Origin of the sequence: Actinotignum urinale DSM 15805 (genome assembly GCF_000420445.1) — a bacterium.
Lineage (GTDB): Bacteria > Actinomycetota > Actinomycetes > Actinomycetales > Actinomycetaceae > Actinotignum > Actinotignum urinale.
In genome coordinates this window covers 17,712-34,968 of the sequence record NZ_ATUY01000004.1, presented here as the reverse complement: position 1 = coordinate 34,968, position 17,257 = coordinate 17,712, and the positions used below count along the sequence as shown (strand labels likewise).

The 17,257-nt window shown below is 50.0% G+C and carries 16 protein-coding genes and 1 pseudogene; 7 read left to right on the top strand and 10 right to left on the bottom strand.

The features are described from left to right. Positions 1 to 20: 20 nt before the first annotated feature. A complete protein-coding gene (locus G445_RS0103950; RefSeq protein ID WP_156825545.1) occupies positions 21 to 275 on the bottom strand; it encodes a hypothetical protein in 255 nt (84 codons plus the stop codon). Between the two features lie 170 nt (positions 276 to 445). Here G445_RS0103950 and G445_RS0103945 point away from each other — a divergent pair, with 170 nt between their 5' ends. Beyond that, the gene (locus tag G445_RS0103945; protein ID WP_022866268.1) at positions 446 to 1,192 is read left to right on the top strand and encodes an SDR family NAD(P)-dependent oxidoreductase; all 747 of its coding nucleotides are present in this window, start codon (positions 446 to 448) and stop codon (positions 1,190 to 1,192) included. A gap of 338 nt (positions 1,193 to 1,530) precedes the next feature. On the opposite strand, the gene hemW is transcribed toward G445_RS0103945, so the two are convergent. The 6 genes from hemW to G445_RS0103915 form a co-directional block, all read right to left on the bottom strand. Beyond that, positions 1,531 to 2,730, bottom strand: coding sequence for a radical SAM family heme chaperone HemW (gene hemW / locus G445_RS0103940; protein WP_022866267.1), 1,200 nt, complete (start codon positions 2,728 to 2,730; stop codon positions 1,531 to 1,533). A 22-nt stretch (positions 2,731 to 2,752) separates the two neighbouring features. Further along, positions 2,753 to 3,604 (bottom strand): tRNA (guanine(46)-N(7))-methyltransferase TrmB, encoded by an 852-nt coding sequence (gene trmB, locus G445_RS09660; protein ID WP_022866266.1) that lies wholly within the window; start codon positions 3,602 to 3,604, stop codon positions 2,753 to 2,755. After that, positions 3,591 to 5,411, bottom strand: coding sequence for a translation elongation factor 4 (gene lepA / locus G445_RS0103930; protein WP_102165835.1), 1,821 nt, complete (start codon positions 5,409 to 5,411; stop codon positions 3,591 to 3,593). Before lepA ends, trmB begins: the two co-directional genes overlap by 14 nt. Before the next feature lie 465 nt (positions 5,412 to 5,876). Beyond that, entirely contained in the window at positions 5,877 to 6,686 is an 810-nt protein-coding gene (locus tag G445_RS0103925) for an amino acid ABC transporter ATP-binding protein (RefSeq protein WP_022866264.1), read from the bottom strand. Next, positions 6,683 to 7,672, bottom strand: a complete 990-nt coding sequence (locus G445_RS0103920) for an amino acid ABC transporter permease (protein WP_022866263.1) — start codon at positions 7,670 to 7,672, stop codon at positions 6,683 to 6,685. Before G445_RS0103920 ends, G445_RS0103925 begins: the two co-directional genes overlap by 4 nt. An 11-nt stretch (positions 7,673 to 7,683) precedes the next feature. Beyond that, a complete protein-coding gene (locus tag G445_RS0103915; RefSeq protein WP_022866262.1) occupies positions 7,684 to 8,604 on the bottom strand; it encodes an ABC transporter substrate-binding protein in 921 nt (306 codons plus the stop codon). Positions 8,605 to 8,854: 250 nt separating this feature from the next. Between G445_RS0103915 and G445_RS0103910 the strand changes: the two genes are divergently transcribed. From G445_RS0103910 to rpsT, 4 genes and pseudogenes are all read left to right on the top strand, one after another. Then, positions 8,855 to 9,832: an LLM class flavin-dependent oxidoreductase gene (locus tag G445_RS0103910; RefSeq protein WP_022866261.1), complete on the top strand. Its 978-nt coding sequence runs from the start codon at positions 8,855 to 8,857 to the stop codon at positions 9,830 to 9,832. Between the two features lie 262 nt (positions 9,833 to 10,094). Further along, positions 10,095 to 10,634: a PH domain-containing protein gene (locus G445_RS10815; RefSeq protein ID WP_102165821.1), complete on the top strand. Its 540-nt coding sequence runs from the start codon at positions 10,095 to 10,097 to the stop codon at positions 10,632 to 10,634. A gap of 156 nt (positions 10,635 to 10,790) precedes the next feature. Next, positions 10,791 to 11,012: pseudogene (locus G445_RS09650) on the top strand (ADP-ribosylglycohydrolase family protein); the annotation flags it as partial. A gap of 186 nt (positions 11,013 to 11,198) precedes the next feature. Then, entirely contained in the window at positions 11,199 to 11,459 is a 261-nt protein-coding gene (gene rpsT, locus G445_RS0103895; RefSeq protein ID WP_022866258.1) for a 30S ribosomal protein S20, read from the top strand. 280 nt (positions 11,460 to 11,739) lie between these two features. Here rpsT and G445_RS0103890 read toward each other — a convergent pair whose 3' ends face one another. Together G445_RS0103890 and G445_RS0103885 are read right to left on the bottom strand one after the other, a co-directional pair. Further along, positions 11,740 to 12,390, bottom strand: a complete 651-nt coding sequence (locus G445_RS0103890) for a response regulator transcription factor (protein ID WP_022866257.1) — start codon at positions 12,388 to 12,390, stop codon at positions 11,740 to 11,742. A gap of 79 nt (positions 12,391 to 12,469) precedes the next feature. Continuing rightward, positions 12,470 to 13,321 (bottom strand): sensor histidine kinase, encoded by an 852-nt coding sequence (locus G445_RS0103885; protein WP_245855207.1) that lies wholly within the window; start codon positions 13,319 to 13,321, stop codon positions 12,470 to 12,472. 173 nt (positions 13,322 to 13,494) lie between these two features. Here G445_RS0103885 and G445_RS0103880 point away from each other — a divergent pair, with 173 nt between their 5' ends. After that, the gene (locus G445_RS0103880) at positions 13,495 to 14,196 is read left to right on the top strand and encodes an ABC transporter ATP-binding protein (RefSeq protein ID WP_022866255.1); all 702 of its coding nucleotides are present in this window, start codon (positions 13,495 to 13,497) and stop codon (positions 14,194 to 14,196) included. 2 nt (positions 14,197 to 14,198) lie between these two features. Beyond that, the gene (locus G445_RS0103875; protein WP_022866254.1) at positions 14,199 to 15,590 is read left to right on the top strand and encodes an FtsX-like permease family protein; all 1,392 of its coding nucleotides are present in this window, start codon (positions 14,199 to 14,201) and stop codon (positions 15,588 to 15,590) included. 211 nt (positions 15,591 to 15,801) lie between these two features. On the opposite strand, the gene pntB is transcribed toward G445_RS0103875, so the two are convergent. After that, positions 15,802 to 17,253: a Re/Si-specific NAD(P)(+) transhydrogenase subunit beta gene (gene pntB / locus G445_RS0103870; RefSeq protein ID WP_022866253.1), complete on the bottom strand. Its 1,452-nt coding sequence runs from the start codon at positions 17,251 to 17,253 to the stop codon at positions 15,802 to 15,804. Between the last annotated feature and the right edge of the window lie 4 nt (positions 17,254 to 17,257).

Below are 17,257 nucleotides of genomic sequence, written 5' to 3'. Positions count from 1 at the left end.
CTGAGTATGCGTTTCGTACCCTAAGCGGCTGTGCCGTTAAAATGTATCAAATATGGCGTTTTGTTCTCACCTATGAAGTAATGATCGGTGTTCGCTATACCTGAGCTAAATTCATGACCATTTAACACATAGTTCAAAACGATTAACCCGATATCCTCTTTTATATCAAATTGGATTTTTAGAGCAATTTCATCTTCAGCTTGAATATATTCTGATGGCTTCATCTGATTATAACTAATATAGCAAAGAGCCATAAAAGATAAAGTTGCCAGCACGATAAAAATTCTTTTTTCATGACAGTTGCTTCTATTAGTTTATATTCTGGCGTCGAAAATACTGAATTTAATATAGTCCGGAAAGAAAAACATATTTGGCTTAAGTATTGCTAATCGTTAAACTAATCTCATAAGTATCACAATAAAGAATACATTATTAGGAGGACACTATGCTACTGAAAAATAAAATCGCCTTAGTTACCGGCGGAACTCGCGGAATCGGAAGGGCTATTGTTGAGAAGTTTTTGGAAAATGGAGCCACTCTTATCATTACCGGTTCGCGTCAGGAAACAGTAGAGCCATGCGTTGCAGAACTCAAACAAAAATTTCCCAATAGTCAGGTTACCGGTTTTTGGCCCAAATTAAACGATCTGGAATCAGTCCAAAAAATGATGAGCGAGATCATCGCCACATATAAACGCTTGGATATCATCGTCAACAATGCCGGTGTTTCAGCTGATCAGGCTTTCGCCAGCTATACTCAGGAAATGTTTGACGAGGTCATGGCGCTCAATGTGACCGGAACATTTAATATCTGTCGTGCGGCCTACGACTATATCAAAGATCAGGATTCGGCAGTCATTATCAACCTATCTTCCATGGTCAGCCGAGATGCCGCAACTGCCGGTGTCGCCTATCCAACCAGTAAATTCGCCGTTGACGGTCTGACTCTCAGTCTGGCAAGAGAATTAGCCCCACTTGGTATCCGCGTCAACGCTGTTGCCCCGGGTATCACTAATACGGACATGGTTAAAGCTCTTCCCGATCAAGTTATCCAGCCATTAATTGAGACCATACCCTTGCGTCGTATCGGCGAACCGGAAGACATCGCCAATGCCTGCCTTTTCCTAGCAAGTGATATGGCCAGCTATGTGACCGGACAAGTTTTACGGGTTGACGGACTAGCCAGATGTTAATGTCTTAAGTTCAACAACTTTCATTTGAGATATTTGAAGGTCGGCTTATTGCCGACCTTTTTCATATATATGTTTGATTGAAAGGAAGATTTGCTTTACTTGTCCTTATAAACCCATTACAGCAAAGTCTTTGCCCCGTTAAAAAGAGAAACCTCGCGGAGGTTTCTTTTCATGAATTCAAGTCTTTTGATCTGAATCATAACGGAATATTCTTTTACATATTCGTTAGTCCGGCATCAGAAACCAGGATAAGCCCATTCAATTCAGCTCTATTTAGAAATAATTCCAAAGTGGAAACCACCACCGTAAATTTTTATGTTACAGCGCCTATAATCACGTTACTGCCAGAGCGCACGCGTGACGGTATCTGCTAAGAGCCGCCCATGTAACGTGAGCCGTATGCGCCCCCGTCGTAACTCATCACCATCAATTAACCCATCGTCACGCAATTCATTGAGAGTCTCTTGCGCTACACCTTCTGGAATATCGATCCCCTCAAAAAGACGTATCCCCAACATAATGTTTTCGTCGTAACGTTGTGTTGGGCTAAGAATTTCACGAGCAAGTGCCGGCGAAACCCCCGAATTTACGCGCCCCGCATACGCCAAAGGATGCTTCACATTCCAAAAACGTGTTCCATTAATGTGCGAATGGGCACCAGGTCCGTACCCCCACCAATTCGCGTTCTTCCAATAGTGCATATTGTGGTGGCACTCTCGCCCAGGTTTAGCCCAGTTGGAAATTTCGTACCAGCGGTAGCCAGCCTCGGCCAATAGCTCGTCGGCACGCTCATATTTATCCGCTAAAACATCCGGGTCAGGTAACTCAATCTCGCCACGTCGCGCCTGGGCGCCCATTTTTGTTCCGGGTTCCACCATTAATCCGTAAGCGCTGACGTGTTCCGGTTGGAGGGCAATGGCGGCACGCACCGAGGTTTCCCACTCCTCCATCGTTTCCCCAGGTGCCCCATAAATAAGGTCGACGGAATAGTGTAACCCGAGTTCGCGTGCCCACCGCGTCACTTTTTCGACCTGCCCCGGTGTGTGCCTGCGGTCAAGGGTGTGTAAAACACTGGGGACGGCGGACTGCATTCCAAAAGAAATACGGGTAAAACCGCCATTTTTCAGGGTTTCTAAGGCGCGAAAATCCACGGATTCCGGGTTACATTCCGTAGTAATTTCGGCATCTTTCTCAATGCCAAAAGCCTGGCGTAAACCATCCACAATGGCAGTGAGCTGGCCTGCATTGAGAAGCGTTGGCGTTCCGCCACCAAAAAAGATGGTTTTGAGCGCGGTAGCGTTGTTCCCCGTATTCAACACATTCCGTGATAATTCAATTTCTTTAAGAACTGTTGCGTCAAAATCATCGCGTCCTGCGCCAGGCCCGAAGCTCAGCTTCGTGTAGGTATTAAAATCGCAATACCCGCAGCGAAGCACGCAGAAAGGAACGTGAACATAGGCGGAAAAACCGGAACTTACGTCGCAAAGAGGTAATTCGCCCGACGCAGGTGCCGGTTCACCATCCGGTAAAGCTGCCACTATCCCTCACTTTATACACGAGTTATACACGAGGCTTTCGCACGCCTTGTATATCGTGGACGGTCCGTCCCGCCTCAATTCCGCGCTGTTCAAAACGTGTGAGCGTGCGTTCTTCCCATCTGGGCGCGAAACCTCCACGTTCCGGTTCTTCGTCGTTTACATCGGGGCGCTCACCCACATACGGGTTTTCTAACCACGGGGTTGTTTCGACGACGTTGCGCATCTGCCACGCATAATTATCCCAGTCGGTTGCTAAACGCCACACGCCGCCGTCTGCGAGTATTCCGCTGACAGTGGTTGCAAACGGAGGTGCGACGAGGCGACGTTTGTGGTGGCGGGCTTTTCGCCACGGGTCCGGGAAGAATGTCCACACTTCTTGTGCGCGTGGGTTGGCACTATTGGGGTGCTCCGGGTTAATTGCGGGCCCCAAAGCCAAGGCTTCGTCGGGGTCGTTGGCGCCTGCGTTTGCGAGTCCGAAAAGAACCGGGAGGGCTTGTGCGGCGTCTGCTTGAAGGACGCGAACATTCGTCACTCCGCTGTGGACAATGCGGGAAAGACAGCGGGCAGCTCCTGGCGCCCAGGCTTCTACGCATATGACGTCCACGTCGGGATGTTTTTCAGCGTAGGATACCGCCTGTTCACCACTTCCGGAACCTACCTCAACAATCAGGGGAGCTTCACGCCCGAATGCTTGAGCGAGCGAGAATTCTGCCCGGGGAGCCACAAGCGATTCCGAAGCGCCCGGTGCCATGCGGAGAAAAAGATCCTGGTTAAGTGCTACGAGTTCGTCGTATTTGTGTCCGAGCCTGCTACCGCGTTGGGAAAAGCTCCGAATACGCCAGGTTTTGCGAGGATTATCCTCATTTTTTGCCACTGGGCGCCTCCGATGTCAGAGCTGCAACGAAGGCTTCCTGAGGAACATCCACACGACCGATAGACTTCATGCGCTTCTTACCCTCTTTTTGCTTTTCGAGGAGCTTACGTTTACGCGACACATCTCCACCATAGCATTTAGAGAGCACGTCCTTGCGCAATGCCTTAATCGTTTCACGCGCAATAACACGCGAACCAATCGCAGCCTGGATGGGGATTTCGAACTGTTGGCGCGGAATGAGTTCGCGCAACTTTTTCGCCATCATATTGCCGTAGGTGTACGCCTTATCCTTGTGAACAATCGAGGAGAAGGCGTCAACCTGTTCGCGGTTAAGCAGAATATCGACCTTGACAAGATCGGCTTCCTGTTCACCGCGCAGTTCGTAATCAAGGGAGGCATACCCTTTTGTGCGGGATTTCAACTGGTCGAAGAAATCCGTGACGATTTCCGCGAGGGGAAGGCTATAGTGGAGTTCGACGCGTTCTTCCGTCAGGTAATCCATGCCCTTCATATTGCCGCGCCGTTCCTGGCAGAGCTCCATCACAGCACCCACATAATCTGTTGGGCAGAGAATCGTTGCTTCCACAAGGGGTTCGTAGATGGCACGAATTTTTCCTTCCGGAAATTCAGACGGGTTTGTAACCGTAATTTCTTGCCCGGAATCAGTGACAACACGATAAATAACCGAGGGTGCCGTCGCAATAATCCCTAAATCAAATTCGCGCTCCAAACGTTCTCGAATAATCTCTAGGTGCAATAAACCGAGGAAACCGCAGCGGAAACCGAAACCAAGAGCCACAGAGTTTTCCGGTTCGTAGGTAAGGGATGCGTCGTTGAGTTTCAGCTTATCTAAAGCATCGCGCAGATTCGGGAAATCTGAGCCGTCCGTAGGGTAAATACCAGAGAAAACCATGGGTTTGGGATCGTGATACCCGGATAGTGGCGTTTGCGCTCCTGCGCGTGCCGTCGTCACTGTGTCACCAACACGGGATTGCCCCACATCTTTTACGCCCGTAATAAGGTAGCCAACTTCCCCGGCAGCTAAGGACTTTGCGGGTTTAGGTTCGGGCGAAATCACGCCGATTTCCAAGAGGTCATGATCCGTGTTCGTTGCCATGGCGCGAATGCGTTCGCGGTCTTTAAGCTCCCCGTCAACAACACGCACATAGGTGACAACTCCGCGGTAAATGTCGTACACGGAATCGAAAATCATGGCGCGGGCGGGTGCGTTTTTTTCGCCTCGCGGGCAGGGAATTTCTGCGACAATGCGGTTCAAGAGTTCCGGAACACCTTCACCGGTTTTACCGGAAACAGCCATACATTCTTCCGGCTCAATACCGAGGAGGGATGCGACTTCGTTCGCAATTTTTTCCGGCTGAGCGGAGGGAAGGTCGATTTTATTCAGCACGGGAATAATGATGAGGTCGTTTTCCATCGCCATATAGAGATTGGCGAGGGTTTGCGCTTCAATCCCCTGGGTTGCGTCCACAAGAAGAATCGCTCCTTCGCACGCAGCCAAAGAACGCGACACCTCATAGGAAAAGTCGACGTGACCGGGGGTGTCAATCATATTGAGTGCGTATGCCTGCCCGTCAACAGTCCAGGGAAGGCGAACCGCCTGCGATTTAATGGTGATGCCGCGTTCGCGTTCAATATCCATGCGATCCAGGTATTGTTCACGCATATCACGCTGTTCCACAATGCCGGTGAGTTGCAACATGCGATCGGCCAGGGTGGATTTCCCGTGGTCAATATGTGCAATAATGCAGAAATTGCGAATGCGTTCTTGCGCCGTATGGCCAGGCATAATGGCGCGCGATTCCTTATCCGAAGAAATGGGCACGTCTCTCCTTTTTTACGTAAAGTCCATCTTATTGTAATACGGACGCGCCTTGCTTCCCACTTTTTCGACGCGCAACACACTAACACCACACGGTACGTATGCTTACATTCAACACACCTTAAAACCAAGGACAACAAAAACGTCTCACACAGTGATGTGTGTAACGGGCTTCACTTCTCAACTCCACATAACTGGATAAGAACACGCCAGACCTTTGAGCAACATCATCACTATCTCAGAATAGTTAACACAGGTACAACAAACACCACGGCTACAACAAACCGCTACGTACGCGAAATCGATCAAACGGTGTCACATAAAAACTGTGGTGGACATAGCTGAGCCATGCCCACCACAGATTAAAGAACACCGGTTAACAATGAGTGTAAGAAAAACTCCTTGTTCCGGTTATCGTCGTCGATGAAAAAACTACAATACCGAGGCGAAGAATTCCCGTGTTCGCAGTTCTTTGGGGTGATTGATTACCTCGTCGGCGGTTCCTTCTTCGACGATGATGCCGTCGGCCATAAATACGACGTGATCGGCAACTTCGCGGGCGAAACCGATTTCGTGGGTAACAACCATCATTGTCATGCCCTCTTTTGCCAGGTCGCGGATAACGTTGAGCACTTCACCCACGAGTTCGGGGTCGAGGGCCGAGGTTGGTTCATCGAAAAGCATAAGTTCCGGCTGCATGGCGAGCGCGCGGGCAATGGCGACGCGCTGCTGCTGACCGCCCGAAAGTTGGGAAGGATAGTGATCCTTGCGGTCAAGCAGGCCAACTCGATCAAGGAGCGCCAAGGCTTCTTTTTTCGCCTGCCCCTTGGATAAACCTTTGACGTGGACGGGTGCTTCCATAACGTTTTCCAACGCTGTTTTGTGCGGGAAAAGGTTGAAGCGCTGGAACACCATGCCGAGGCGAGATTTTTGTTCCGCAATCTTCTTATCGGGAAGATCGTGGAGTTTAATGGTGCCATCTTTGCCGACGATTTCGCGCATTCCGACGAGTTCGCCTTCGAGATAGATACGCCCGGCACTGATTTTTTCCAAACCGTTAACACAGCGCAACAACGTGGATTTTCCTGAACCCGAGGGGCCAAGAATAACGCAGACTTCACCACTTTTCACCGATAAATCAACGTTATTGAGGACGTGGAGGTCGTCGAAAAACTTGTGGACGCCACGAATGTCGAGCATATTACCCGTTTTCGAGGTTTCGGCGTTGTGCTGTAGTGTCATGGTGTCACATCCAAAAAGAGGTTCTTCGTTTGTTGATTATTCGCCGGTCCGTTGCCTTTGCGACCAAAACGTCCCTTCTTCCCTGTTTCTTTCGACGAGGAACCGAAACCGCGCCCGAAGTAGCGTTCGAGGTGAATTTGAACAACCATCAAAATGGAGGTGATAATGAGATACCAAATGGCTGCTGTCAAAAGAAGCGGAATAGGTTTGAAAAGCTGGGTTCCCTTATCGTTTGTTACGAAGGTCAGTTCGAGAATGAACGGGATGACGGAGGCGAGTGAGGTTGTTTTCAGCATGGAAATTGTTTCATTTCCCAGGGGCGGAATAATCACACGCATTGCCTGGGGAAGAATGATTCGACGCATAACCTGCCCCGGTTTCATGCCCAAAGATTCGGCAGCTTCTCGCTGGCCAGGATCAACAGAGTTCAGCCCGGAACGGATGATTTCAGCCAAGTATGCACCTTCGTTGAGAGACAAGCCCACAACCGCCATCCAGAAGGTGTTGAAGTAGAGCTTTGTTTCGAAGGTGACAAATTCTGGTCCGAAGGGAATACCTAAGGAAAGATTCGGGTACAACACCGGTACAAGGGACCAGAAAATAAGCTGGGTGTAAATCGGTGTTCCGCGGAAGAACCAAATATAGAACCAGGAAACACCGCGAAGTACCGGGTTAAGCGATTGACGCATAATTGCCATGGTGACGGCAAGGATAGTTCCAAAGACCATTGCGAGCACTGTCAAAATGAGTGTGAACATCACACCCATCATGACGCGCTGCGAAAACAGCCATTGCCATACGACGTACCAATCAAATTTTTCATTGGTGACAACCGCGCTGACCCCCATCGACGCGATAACGAAGACGATGATGGCAGATATCCAACGCCCGGGGCGCGGAACAGGTTTTGAATGGATAAATTCGATGTTGGATTTATCCATCACACCTGTTCCGCGCCCAGCGTTGCTGAAGTTTTGTTCAGCCATAAATGCGTGCCCTACTGAACGTCTGCAGGGTTAAGCTCGGCCTTCGTCAAGGCTGACTTTTCTGCACCGTACTTGGCGAGGATTTCCTTGAGGTACCCCTTGTCCATGAGGTACTGCATGGCTTCCTCGACGGCTTTAGCAAGCTCCGTATCGCCCTTTGCTACAGCAATACCAATAGGTGCTGATTCGTAAACGTCCCCAACCTGTTCGAGCTGACCATCAGTCTTCTTAATTGAGTAATCTGTCACAACAGAATCTGAGTACACTGCGTCGTACACGCCACCGAGGAGCTTGGTAACGGCATCGGTGTGCAGTGTGTGTGGGTTGATCTTAATTTCGGGCTTACCTGCAGCCTTGCATTTTTCAGCTTCTGCCTTCATGGAATCGTACTGAGCGGTACCGGTTTGAACACCGATTGCCTTGCCACAAAGATCCTTGGGATCGAACTTGCTCGGGTTACCCTTCTTGACCGCATAGGTTGAACCAACCTTGAGGTAAGTAATCATGTTTGTTTCGTTGATGCGATCCTTGCTGACGGTGAAGGCGGATGCACCAATATCGAATTTAGATCCGAGTCCGGGAATAATCGTCGGGAATTCGGCATGTTCTGTTGTGCCGTCCTTCAATCCCATTACCTTTGCGAGGGCGCGTGTAAGGTCAATATCGTAACCAATTGGGGTCTTTCCATCCTTGTCGCGGAATTCTGCGGGCGGATAATCGGTGGATGAACCGTTACGCAAAATTCCACGATCCTTGATTGCCTTGGGAACCTTGGCGGCAATGGCATCTACCTTTTCAATCTTGCTAATATCCGCGCCTTTGCTCTCGGTCGCTTTATTAGAACCAGACTTTGCTTCATCAGGGTTTGAGCATCCCGCAAGCGCAGTTGCCACGGTAGCAACGGCTGCCAACAATACGGAAAGTTTTTTCATGACCTTCTCCTTATAAATTAGCTAAAACATAGGTGAGTTTTTCGGCATCCCCGAGTAGTATTGATATGTCAGACTGTTTGTCAGTTTTTACCCTCGGCTTTGCTTTCACACACCACAACGATTCAATTATGCAAGAGCATGCATAGTTATGCAAATCTTGTGTTCAATATGTGAGCATTAAGATACGACGGTCAGCGCAGGCTCTCGCCCATGTTCATCACAAGTGAATATCCATTCATAAGGAGACATTATGCCCGTCCTCTCGCTCATAGATTTCGCCTACCTCTACAAAAACGAAACCCCCAAAGACGCTTTCCGTCGTAGTATAGAAATCGCTAAAAAAGCAGAACACTACGGTTTTAAGCGCATTTGGTACACCGAACATCACAATATGCCAACCGTGGCATCATCCGCTCCCGCAATTCTTATCGCCCACGTTGCCAACCACACCTCACGTATCCGGCTTGGAGCAGGTGGCGTCATGCTACCCAACCACGCGCCCCTCGTCGTGGCTGAACAATACGGAAGCCTCGCAGAACTTCACCCCAATCGCATAGATATTGGAATTGGACGCGCACCGGGAACAGATAAAAAAACAATGTACTGCCTGCGCAGAACCTTCCACGCGGAAGAAAATTTTGAATCCGATATTGCCGAACTACAAGGTTTCCTCGGCAACCATTCGCGCGTCGCGGGAATTGGAGCATATCCGGGCAAGGGCACACATATTCCCCTCTACCTCCTCGGCTCCTCCCTCTACAGCGCACGCCTTGCCGCTGAGCTAGGCTTACCCTACGTTTTCGCCTCCCATTTCGCGCCAAAAATGCTCTACAGCGCAATCTCCACGTATAAAAACGATTTTCGCCCTTCCGAAAAACTCAGCGAACCCTACGCAATTGCGGCATTGAACGTCATCGCGGCCAATACACACGAGGAAGCGCAGGCAGAATTCGAGCTTGTTAAACGCGCCCGGATTCGTTCCCATATTCGCGATCTCGATATAAGCGACGCGGATCTGGACACCATTATGGACACCGATGGAGCCCTCAATATTCTTCAACAGCTGACATTCACAGCCGTGGGAACGGGCGAAGAAACCGCCACATACCTTAAAGATTTTGCCTCGCGCACTGAAGTCGACGAACTTATGCTCTGCATTCAGGCGATATCCAACGATTCCGCCCTGCAAACACTGGATATCGTCGGCAAACAATACACAACAAGGTAACCCTCCCCAACACTCCACCCCAGCGCACGCGAACACATAACACTCCGCACCAACACACAACCCGAAAGAGTGTGATACCACCACCTCAGGGCCCGCCAGCCACATCCCCCAGCCAGGAGCAATTTTCCTCACACGCCACGCTCCCCCCAACACGCAGAACATGCGCGCCTGAAACCGTGTGGCAAAACGTAACCAAACGCCCAAAAGTGTGACACATCTAAAACATCCGCGTCCCCACTCAGAAGTGTGGCACGATATAAGCATGGTTTTTTCGAAAAAATTGCTGGGAAAAGGGGAACATGTCCTTGTTCACCTTCGTCGGCAAGGTAGCGAACTGCTCCCCAATACGGTTGCGTTTATTATTGTCCTCATCACTGCCGTTATGCTGGCTATCTTCCTCCCTTCTTCCTGGCGCCCGCTTTCCGTGTGGATTATCCTCGCCGTTTTCGCAATCGCCACTATTCCGATCATTATTCTTCCCTGGTGGAGGTGGAGAACGACGACGTACACCATCACCAACAAACGTATTGTGACGCGTATGGGAACATGGACAAAACAGGGACACGATATTCCCCTGGCAACCGTAAAATCTGTGCAATACCACCTTTTAAGCGAGGAAACGACATACACCACCGGCGAGCTCATTCTCGAAACCCGCGATGCACACAGCCTCACACTCAAAGACGTCCCATCCATCGAAAAGGTCTACAAACTTATTAACGACGTTATCCAGGCCCGCCAAGGCCAGGCACCCGTTATCATCACGACCTCACCAACATCACAAGAGGCAATTCAACAGTAATCTCAAATATCCCCTCTTTCTTATTTTCGTGGATATCATCATAAATAAAACCACAAGAAAAAGAGGAAGCATGAGCGCACAAGTTGGTACTCTCTATCGTTTTCAAGCATGCCTACTCGCTGGTGGCGCAGGTGATGCGCTGTAGGTGAAGAGGCTTTCGCAATTAGCCTGTACTGCGCAATGAAATATTCTCATGACTGCGAACGAGCCCTTATTACGGCCGTTAACCATAGTGGCGATAGTGATTCCACCGAAGCAATCGCGGGAAATATTTTGGGAGTTTTCTTAGGGACAAAGGGCATCCCTAAAAAATACCTCACCAATCTTGAACTAGCAGATATTATTTCTCGTGTAGCTACAGATTTGTGGGAACAGTAGCTGGGTCAAAAGCTTGCATAATACACCAAATATCTGGTATTATTTTCTATTGGACTTTCACCGGTCGGGTGGTAGGTCCTTGTTCTATCGCAACAACCACGGGTGCCCCACGCCCACAGTCCTGCGGAGAACGCACCCTCACCGACCATATTCCATCGCATAGCGATTGACCGAAAGAGAATTTCATTGGCTAATATTAAGCAGCAAAAGAAGCGCGTTCTCACCAACGAGAAGCGTCGCATTCGTAACCAGGCTGTCAAGTCTGAACTCAAAACCTACGTCCGCAAGACTCGCGAAGCTATTGAAGCTGGCGATAAAGAAGCAGCTCAGTTAGCTCTTCAGGCCGCAGGTCGCAAGTTGGACAAGGCAGTTTCGAAAGGCGTTATCCACCGCAATCAGGCGGCTAACCGTCAGTCGAAGCTTGCTAAGCAGGTGAACGCACTCTAAAAAGTGCACAAAATTTTATGGTCGTCACGTTCGTGGCGACCATATTTTTTGTCCGCTAAGCCAAGCGATAATCGGGCTATAGGACAATAATGGAGGATTTTATCGGGATTTTTTGTTGTGTTGTCACCGTTTTCTGGGGGTAGCTGTTGGTGGTGGTCAACAGGTTTGTTGGCCAGAACGTGTTGTTTTTGGTGGGGTTTTTGTTTTTATTTTGTAGTGAAAGTCGGGTTCGGAGTCGGTTAACAAACACCTTACGGCTTAAACTTGCATTTCAGAAAAACTAGACTTGCGTTTCTGAAAGATATGCAAGAACCGCGCGAACACGCCGATTATCCTCCCCCGTGTCCATGCCGAGCTTGATAAAAATATTCGCAACGTGTTTGGAAATCGTCGCATTACTCAAAAATAGTTTCTCCGCCAGCTGTGCATTGGAATATCCCTGCGCCATTAGCGCTAAAATCTCACGTTCCCGATCAGTTAAATCACGCAGTTTCGAGTTCTCTTTTTTCACCAACTGCAAAGCAACATCCTGATTAATCACCACGCCACCAGCAGCAATAACTTCCAGGGAATGAATAAAATCGGCAACCTGCGCAACACTATCCTTCAACACATATCCCAGTCCCCCAAGAGCATCATTGGGATAAAACAGCTTGCGTGCATACGCGGGCGCAATATATTGCGAAAGCACCATAATCCCAAGGTGTGGGAACTCTTCACGTAATTGAATGGCTGCACGTAATCCGTCGTCCGTCATGGTGGGCGGCATACGAACATCGGTGATGAGAACATCAACGGGCGTCGAGCGGACAAGCTCCATCATTTCCGCAGTATCTTTAGCCCTGCCCACAATAGAGTGCCCGCGCCGCTCCAACAACCCGGACAACCCCTCACGAAACAACGCAGAATCGTCGGCAACAATAATTTTCATCACGTAACTCCTTTCTCAAATGCGCTTACGAAACTGTTGAGCAAACACACTTCTCACGTTCCCATAACAAACACACTTCTCACGTCCGCTCAACAGCGAAAGAACTTCCAAACTCCCCTCGGTGAAGCATTAACGGAATGGATGCGCACACGACGGTTGGGCCACCGGCCGGGCTGGACAGCGAACACGTTCCACCAAAAGCCTCCAGGCGTTCACGAATCCCTGCGAGCCCGCCACCTTCTCGCATCTTTGCGCCACCCGGCCCTGAATCAACAATGCTCAACCGCAGATTGTCATCAACAGAAATGAGAATATCGACGGTAGCTTCCGGGGCATATTTCGCCACATTTGTTAACGCCTCCGCGATGGTGAAATACCCGGCAGCAACCACTCCCTCAGGGATTACCGGCAAATCGTACGGCACATGTACACGAACCTCCAAGGGGAAAGATATAGCCAAATCTTCTACCGCCACTTTGAGGCCTAAATCGGATAAAACTTTAGGGTGGATTCCCGCAACCGTTTTACGCAACTCCTTGAGCGCAAGTGCCGCACGCTGTTGGGCGCTGTGGAGACGTTCGCGAACGTCGTCAATATCTTGCTGGGAAACCTGCGCATCCTTCCCTTCAAGAATAAGGAGGGCCTCGCCGATGTCCATCGTCGTCGCAACAAGATATTGTTGAACGCCGTCGTGCAAATCGCGTTCGATGCGACGCCTCTCGATCTCAAACGCTGTGGCAATGGCACGCTGGCGGTCGATGACCTGCCCATAATTCTCCGCAGGAACTGTGCGATAAAAATTCGTGGACTTTTCACGCTGACGTTCCTTTTCGCGACGTTCGCCGTACTTGCGTCCTATAAAATATATTCCGACGGGAAACGCGATGAGGAGGGCAAAGAAGAACATGACAAATCCCAGTTTTTCATACATGGGCATGGGCTCCCTTCTCCGTGCGTCGTTAACACTCACGCCGTCAACACTCACATATTACAGGAGCGGGAACTACAAATAACGCGGTACAGCCCCAATAGTAGAGTTAGGTCTACCTTAAGTTACGAGTTACCACGCTGTTAACCCCACGCAGAACACGGTGAAATAGAAGCATGAATACGACGCACACACATACACCCTCTTTGCAAACACGCAACCTGGTGAAAAATTTTGGTCACGTTGTGGCTCTTCGCGGAATTTCCCTGAATATTGCTTCTGGGCAATCCGTTGCAATTATGGGGCCTTCGGGTTCCGGCAAATCAACGCTACTTCACTGTTTATCCGGGGTTCTTCCGCCCACGTCGGGCCATGTTTGGTTGAATGGGAAGGATATTTCCGAGGCGTCCGATAAGATTCGCTCTAAGTTGCGCCTCAACACATGCGGTTTTGTGTTTCAGGATGGGCAGCTTGTTCCCGAGCTTTCGGCAAGAGAAAATGTTGCGATTCCCCTGCTTTTGCAAGGAAAGAAACGGACGGAAGCCTTCACAATAGCTGATCAGTGGTTGGATCGTTTGGGGATTTTTGAGCAGAAGGATCGCCGTCCTGGGGATATGTCCGGTGGGCAGATGCAGCGTATTGCGATTGCGCGTGCGCTCGCTCCCGAACCCGATGTTGTGTTTGCCGACGAACCAACGGGCGCGCTGGATCAATCCACGGGACATGAAGTTATCCAAATTCTCAGCATGGCAACGCAAATGCGTGGCGCCACACTGGTTATGGTGACACATGATCCGAAAGTCGCCCAGTGGTGTGAAAGGATTATCGAGATTCGCGACGGAGTTATCCACGCGGACACTTACGAGAAAGACCAGTAATCATGACTACCCTATCTCTTGCACGCCGCCTCACTGTTGCCCGCCTCTCCGCACGAATTGGTGATGCGTGGCTTGATACCTGCGCGGTATTGAGCTTCCTCCTCTCCTCCTTCATGGCGCTCACGGTCAGTGGCGGAATCTGGATGTTCTACCGCTGGGCATACTTCCCTTCTGAATTGAATGCCACAAGGGCGCAATATGCAAACGATCTCTGGGATGTGTTTACCGTCTATTTCGTTTTGGCTCTCTTCGCCGGTGCGCTTCTTGTCATTCCTATTTTTTCGCTTGCCTCCCAAGCTGTACGTTTAGGTGCGCAGGGGCGTTCTGAGCGTCTGGCCTCCTTGCGTCTGATTGGCACAACTCGATCGCAAACCATTGTTATTTCACTGGCAGAAACCTGTATCCAGTGGATTCTGGGCACAGCTGCCGGTGTTGGGCTGTATTTCCTCACTCTTCCGTTGTGGAATAACGTCAGTTTCGGTGGCTCACCTATTTCTTATAGGGAGATGATTCTCCCGCTCCACTTCCTTCTTCTCCTTCTCCTTTTCCTCTTCCTCACGGCACTAACATCGGGCATTTTCGGCTTAATGAGGGTGAATATTTCGCCACTCGGTGTGGCAAAAAAATCTTCCGGTAAGGCATTGAGTTTCTGGCGTCTCATTATTCTTCTCCTCGTTCTCATCATGTTTTTCGTCCTTGTTTTCACAGGTGTCTCGCCTACGAGAGAAGGAATTCTCTTCCAGGTTATTATTTCCGTAGTTTCCGTGTCCGTTATTTTAGGCGCATTGTCTTTCGCGGGCGGTTTCATTCTTCAGGTATGTGCCCGTCTAGCAACGTACACACACCATACGTCGGTCCTTATCGCCGCACGACGAATTATTTATCGCCCGGTGGCATCATGGAGATCTATCGGTTCGATCTCTCTTCTGTCCTTCATCGGTGGCTTCATAAGCTTCAGTATTTCCTGGGATGACGATACCATTTCCATCATACTTAACCACGATATCCTCACCGGCGTTATTATTACTATCGTCTTTGGTTTCATGATTGCAGCACTCTCCACCTTTATGAACCAGGCATCCGAAGTATGCGATCGCCTCCCGCAAACTCGCGCATTAAAAGCTATGGGTTTCCCCGCTGATATTTTCGGAAAAATTCGTATCTTCCAGAACTTTGTTCCTCTACTTGCGTCAACACTTCTTTGTGCTGGGCTTGGCAGGCTTATTTCTGTGACTCTCGCGTCGGCTTCACGAAAATCAGCTTCACTGATGAATAACGTGGAACCATTTGTGTGGACACTCGGCGGAGGTATCTGTATCTGTTTGCTTGCGATTCTACTTGTGACGCCTCTTGAGAGAAAAATTCTTAAGAGCCTCGGCCGCGATAACGATTAATTTCTCAGCACGACGAAAAACACAACACGAGGAAACCACAGCAGAACGAAAAACACAACACAACGAAACCCGAACACGGCAAAACACCCAACACCCAAGGATAACGGTATCGCTTATGCATAAGAGTGTGCCCGCCAGGCCGAAAACCTGACGGGCACACTCTATGTAATAATGACAGCGAAACAGCTATCTATAACAGCGAAATTGCTACCTAGAGCGCTGCATTAATCGCAACAACGGATGTCTTTGCATCGCCGAGCAACATCTGTGTGTTTTCGTTGAAGAACAACGGGTTTTGAACACCGGCATAACCGGCATTACCCATGCTTCGCTTAAAGACCACAACATTCTTCGCATCCCACACGTGAAGAACCGGCATTCCGGCAATCGGCGAACCTGGCTCATCTGCTGCGGGGTTAACGGTGTCATTAGCGCCAATAACGAGAACGACATCGGTGTTTTCAAAATCGTCGTTAATATCGTCCATTTCTTCGACAATATCGTAAGGAACTTTAGCTTCCGCAAGAAGCACGTTCATGTGGCCTGGGAGTCGCCCAGCAACCGGGTGGATTGCGAAACGAACCTCAACACCACGTTCGCGTAGCTTACTGGTGAGCTCAGCAACCGGGTACTGTGCCTGCGCAACCGCCATGCCGTAACCGGGGGCAATAATGACGCTGGATGCATTGGAGAGCATTTCTGCAACGTCGGATGCCGTCGTCTCACGGTGCTCGCCGTAATCGCGGTCATCGGCAGTAACAGCTCCGTCGGAACCAAAACCACCGAGGATAACGGAAATGAAGCTACGGTTCATTGCCTGGCACATAATGTAGCTGAGGTAGGCACCGGAGGAACCAACCAAAGCACCCGTAATAATGAGCAAATCGTTTCCGAGGGTGAAGCCAGCCATGGCGGCGGCCCAACCGGAATACGAATTCAACATTGATACGACGACGGGCATATCCCCGCCACCAATGGCGAGAACCATGTGGGCACCGAGGAGGAGCGCAATTGCCGTCAAAATACCGAGGGGAACCAAGCCTTCAGCAATGGAACGTGTGAACGCAAACCACACAATCAGGGCAAGTGAGCCAAGGATCGCAATAAGGTTAAGAATATTGCGTCCCGGGATTGTGAGGGGGCGTCCCTTAATTTTCGCGGCGAGTTTCAGGTAGGCAACAACGGAACCCGTGAAGGTGAGGGCACCGATGAACACGGCAAGCCCAACTTCACCCATATGGAACGCATTATCCGGCGTATCTGCACCGGGCTGTTCGAGGAAGGAGTTGTAGCCAACAAAAACGGCGGCGGCACCGACGAAGGAGTGAAGGATGGCGATAAGTTCCGGCATCCCTGTCATTTCGACGGTACGTGCACGCCAAATACCAATAATGGCGCCAATAAGTAGCGTGCCACCCACAATTCCAACGATGATTCCGAGTTGGTGGGGTTTTGCAACGATACAGACAACTGCGATGGTGGAAATAAGAGCTATCACCATACCGATAGCGCCGAGAATATTACCGCGTGCAGCCGTTTCCTGTTTTGAGAGTCCCGCGAGAGCCAGAATGAAGAGAATTGCGGCAACAAGATATGCCACGCTCTGAACACTGACCATCATGCCACCGAGGGCTACAGCTTTTGATGCAAAAATAGTTGACATGTGC

Bases quoted from the DNA above. Each gene is read 5' to 3' on its own strand.
- pntB (WP_022866253.1), bottom strand. From the start codon at position 17,253: ATGTCAACTATTTTTGCATCAAAAGCTGTAGCCCTCGGTGGCATGATG.
- G445_RS0103880 (WP_022866255.1), top strand. From the start codon at position 13,495: ATGAATACGACGCACACACATACACCCTCTTTGCAAACACGCAACCTG.
- lepA (WP_102165835.1), bottom strand. From the start codon at position 5,411: ATGCCTGGCCATACGGCGCAAGAACGCATTCGCAATTTCTGCATTATT.
- G445_RS0103885 (WP_245855207.1), bottom strand. From the start codon at position 13,321: ATGTATGAAAAACTGGGATTTGTCATGTTCTTCTTTGCCCTCCTCATC.
- G445_RS0103890 (WP_022866257.1), bottom strand. From the start codon at position 12,390: ATGAAAATTATTGTTGCCGACGATTCTGCGTTGTTTCGTGAGGGGTTG.
- G445_RS10815 (WP_102165821.1), top strand. From the start codon at position 10,095: ATGGTTTTTTCGAAAAAATTGCTGGGAAAAGGGGAACATGTCCTTGTT.
- G445_RS0103915 (WP_022866262.1), bottom strand. From the start codon at position 8,604: ATGAAAAAACTTTCCGTATTGTTGGCAGCCGTTGCTACCGTGGCAACT.
- G445_RS0103945 (WP_022866268.1), top strand. From the start codon at position 446: ATGCTACTGAAAAATAAAATCGCCTTAGTTACCGGCGGAACTCGCGGA.
- G445_RS0103875 (WP_022866254.1), top strand. From the start codon at position 14,199: ATGACTACCCTATCTCTTGCACGCCGCCTCACTGTTGCCCGCCTCTCC.
- G445_RS0103920 (WP_022866263.1), bottom strand. From the start codon at position 7,672: ATGGCTGAACAAAACTTCAGCAACGCTGGGCGCGGAACAGGTGTGATG.
- G445_RS0103925 (WP_022866264.1), bottom strand. From the start codon at position 6,686: ATGACACTACAGCACAACGCCGAAACCTCGAAAACGGGTAATATGCTC.
- G445_RS0103910 (WP_022866261.1), top strand. From the start codon at position 8,855: ATGCCCGTCCTCTCGCTCATAGATTTCGCCTACCTCTACAAAAACGAA.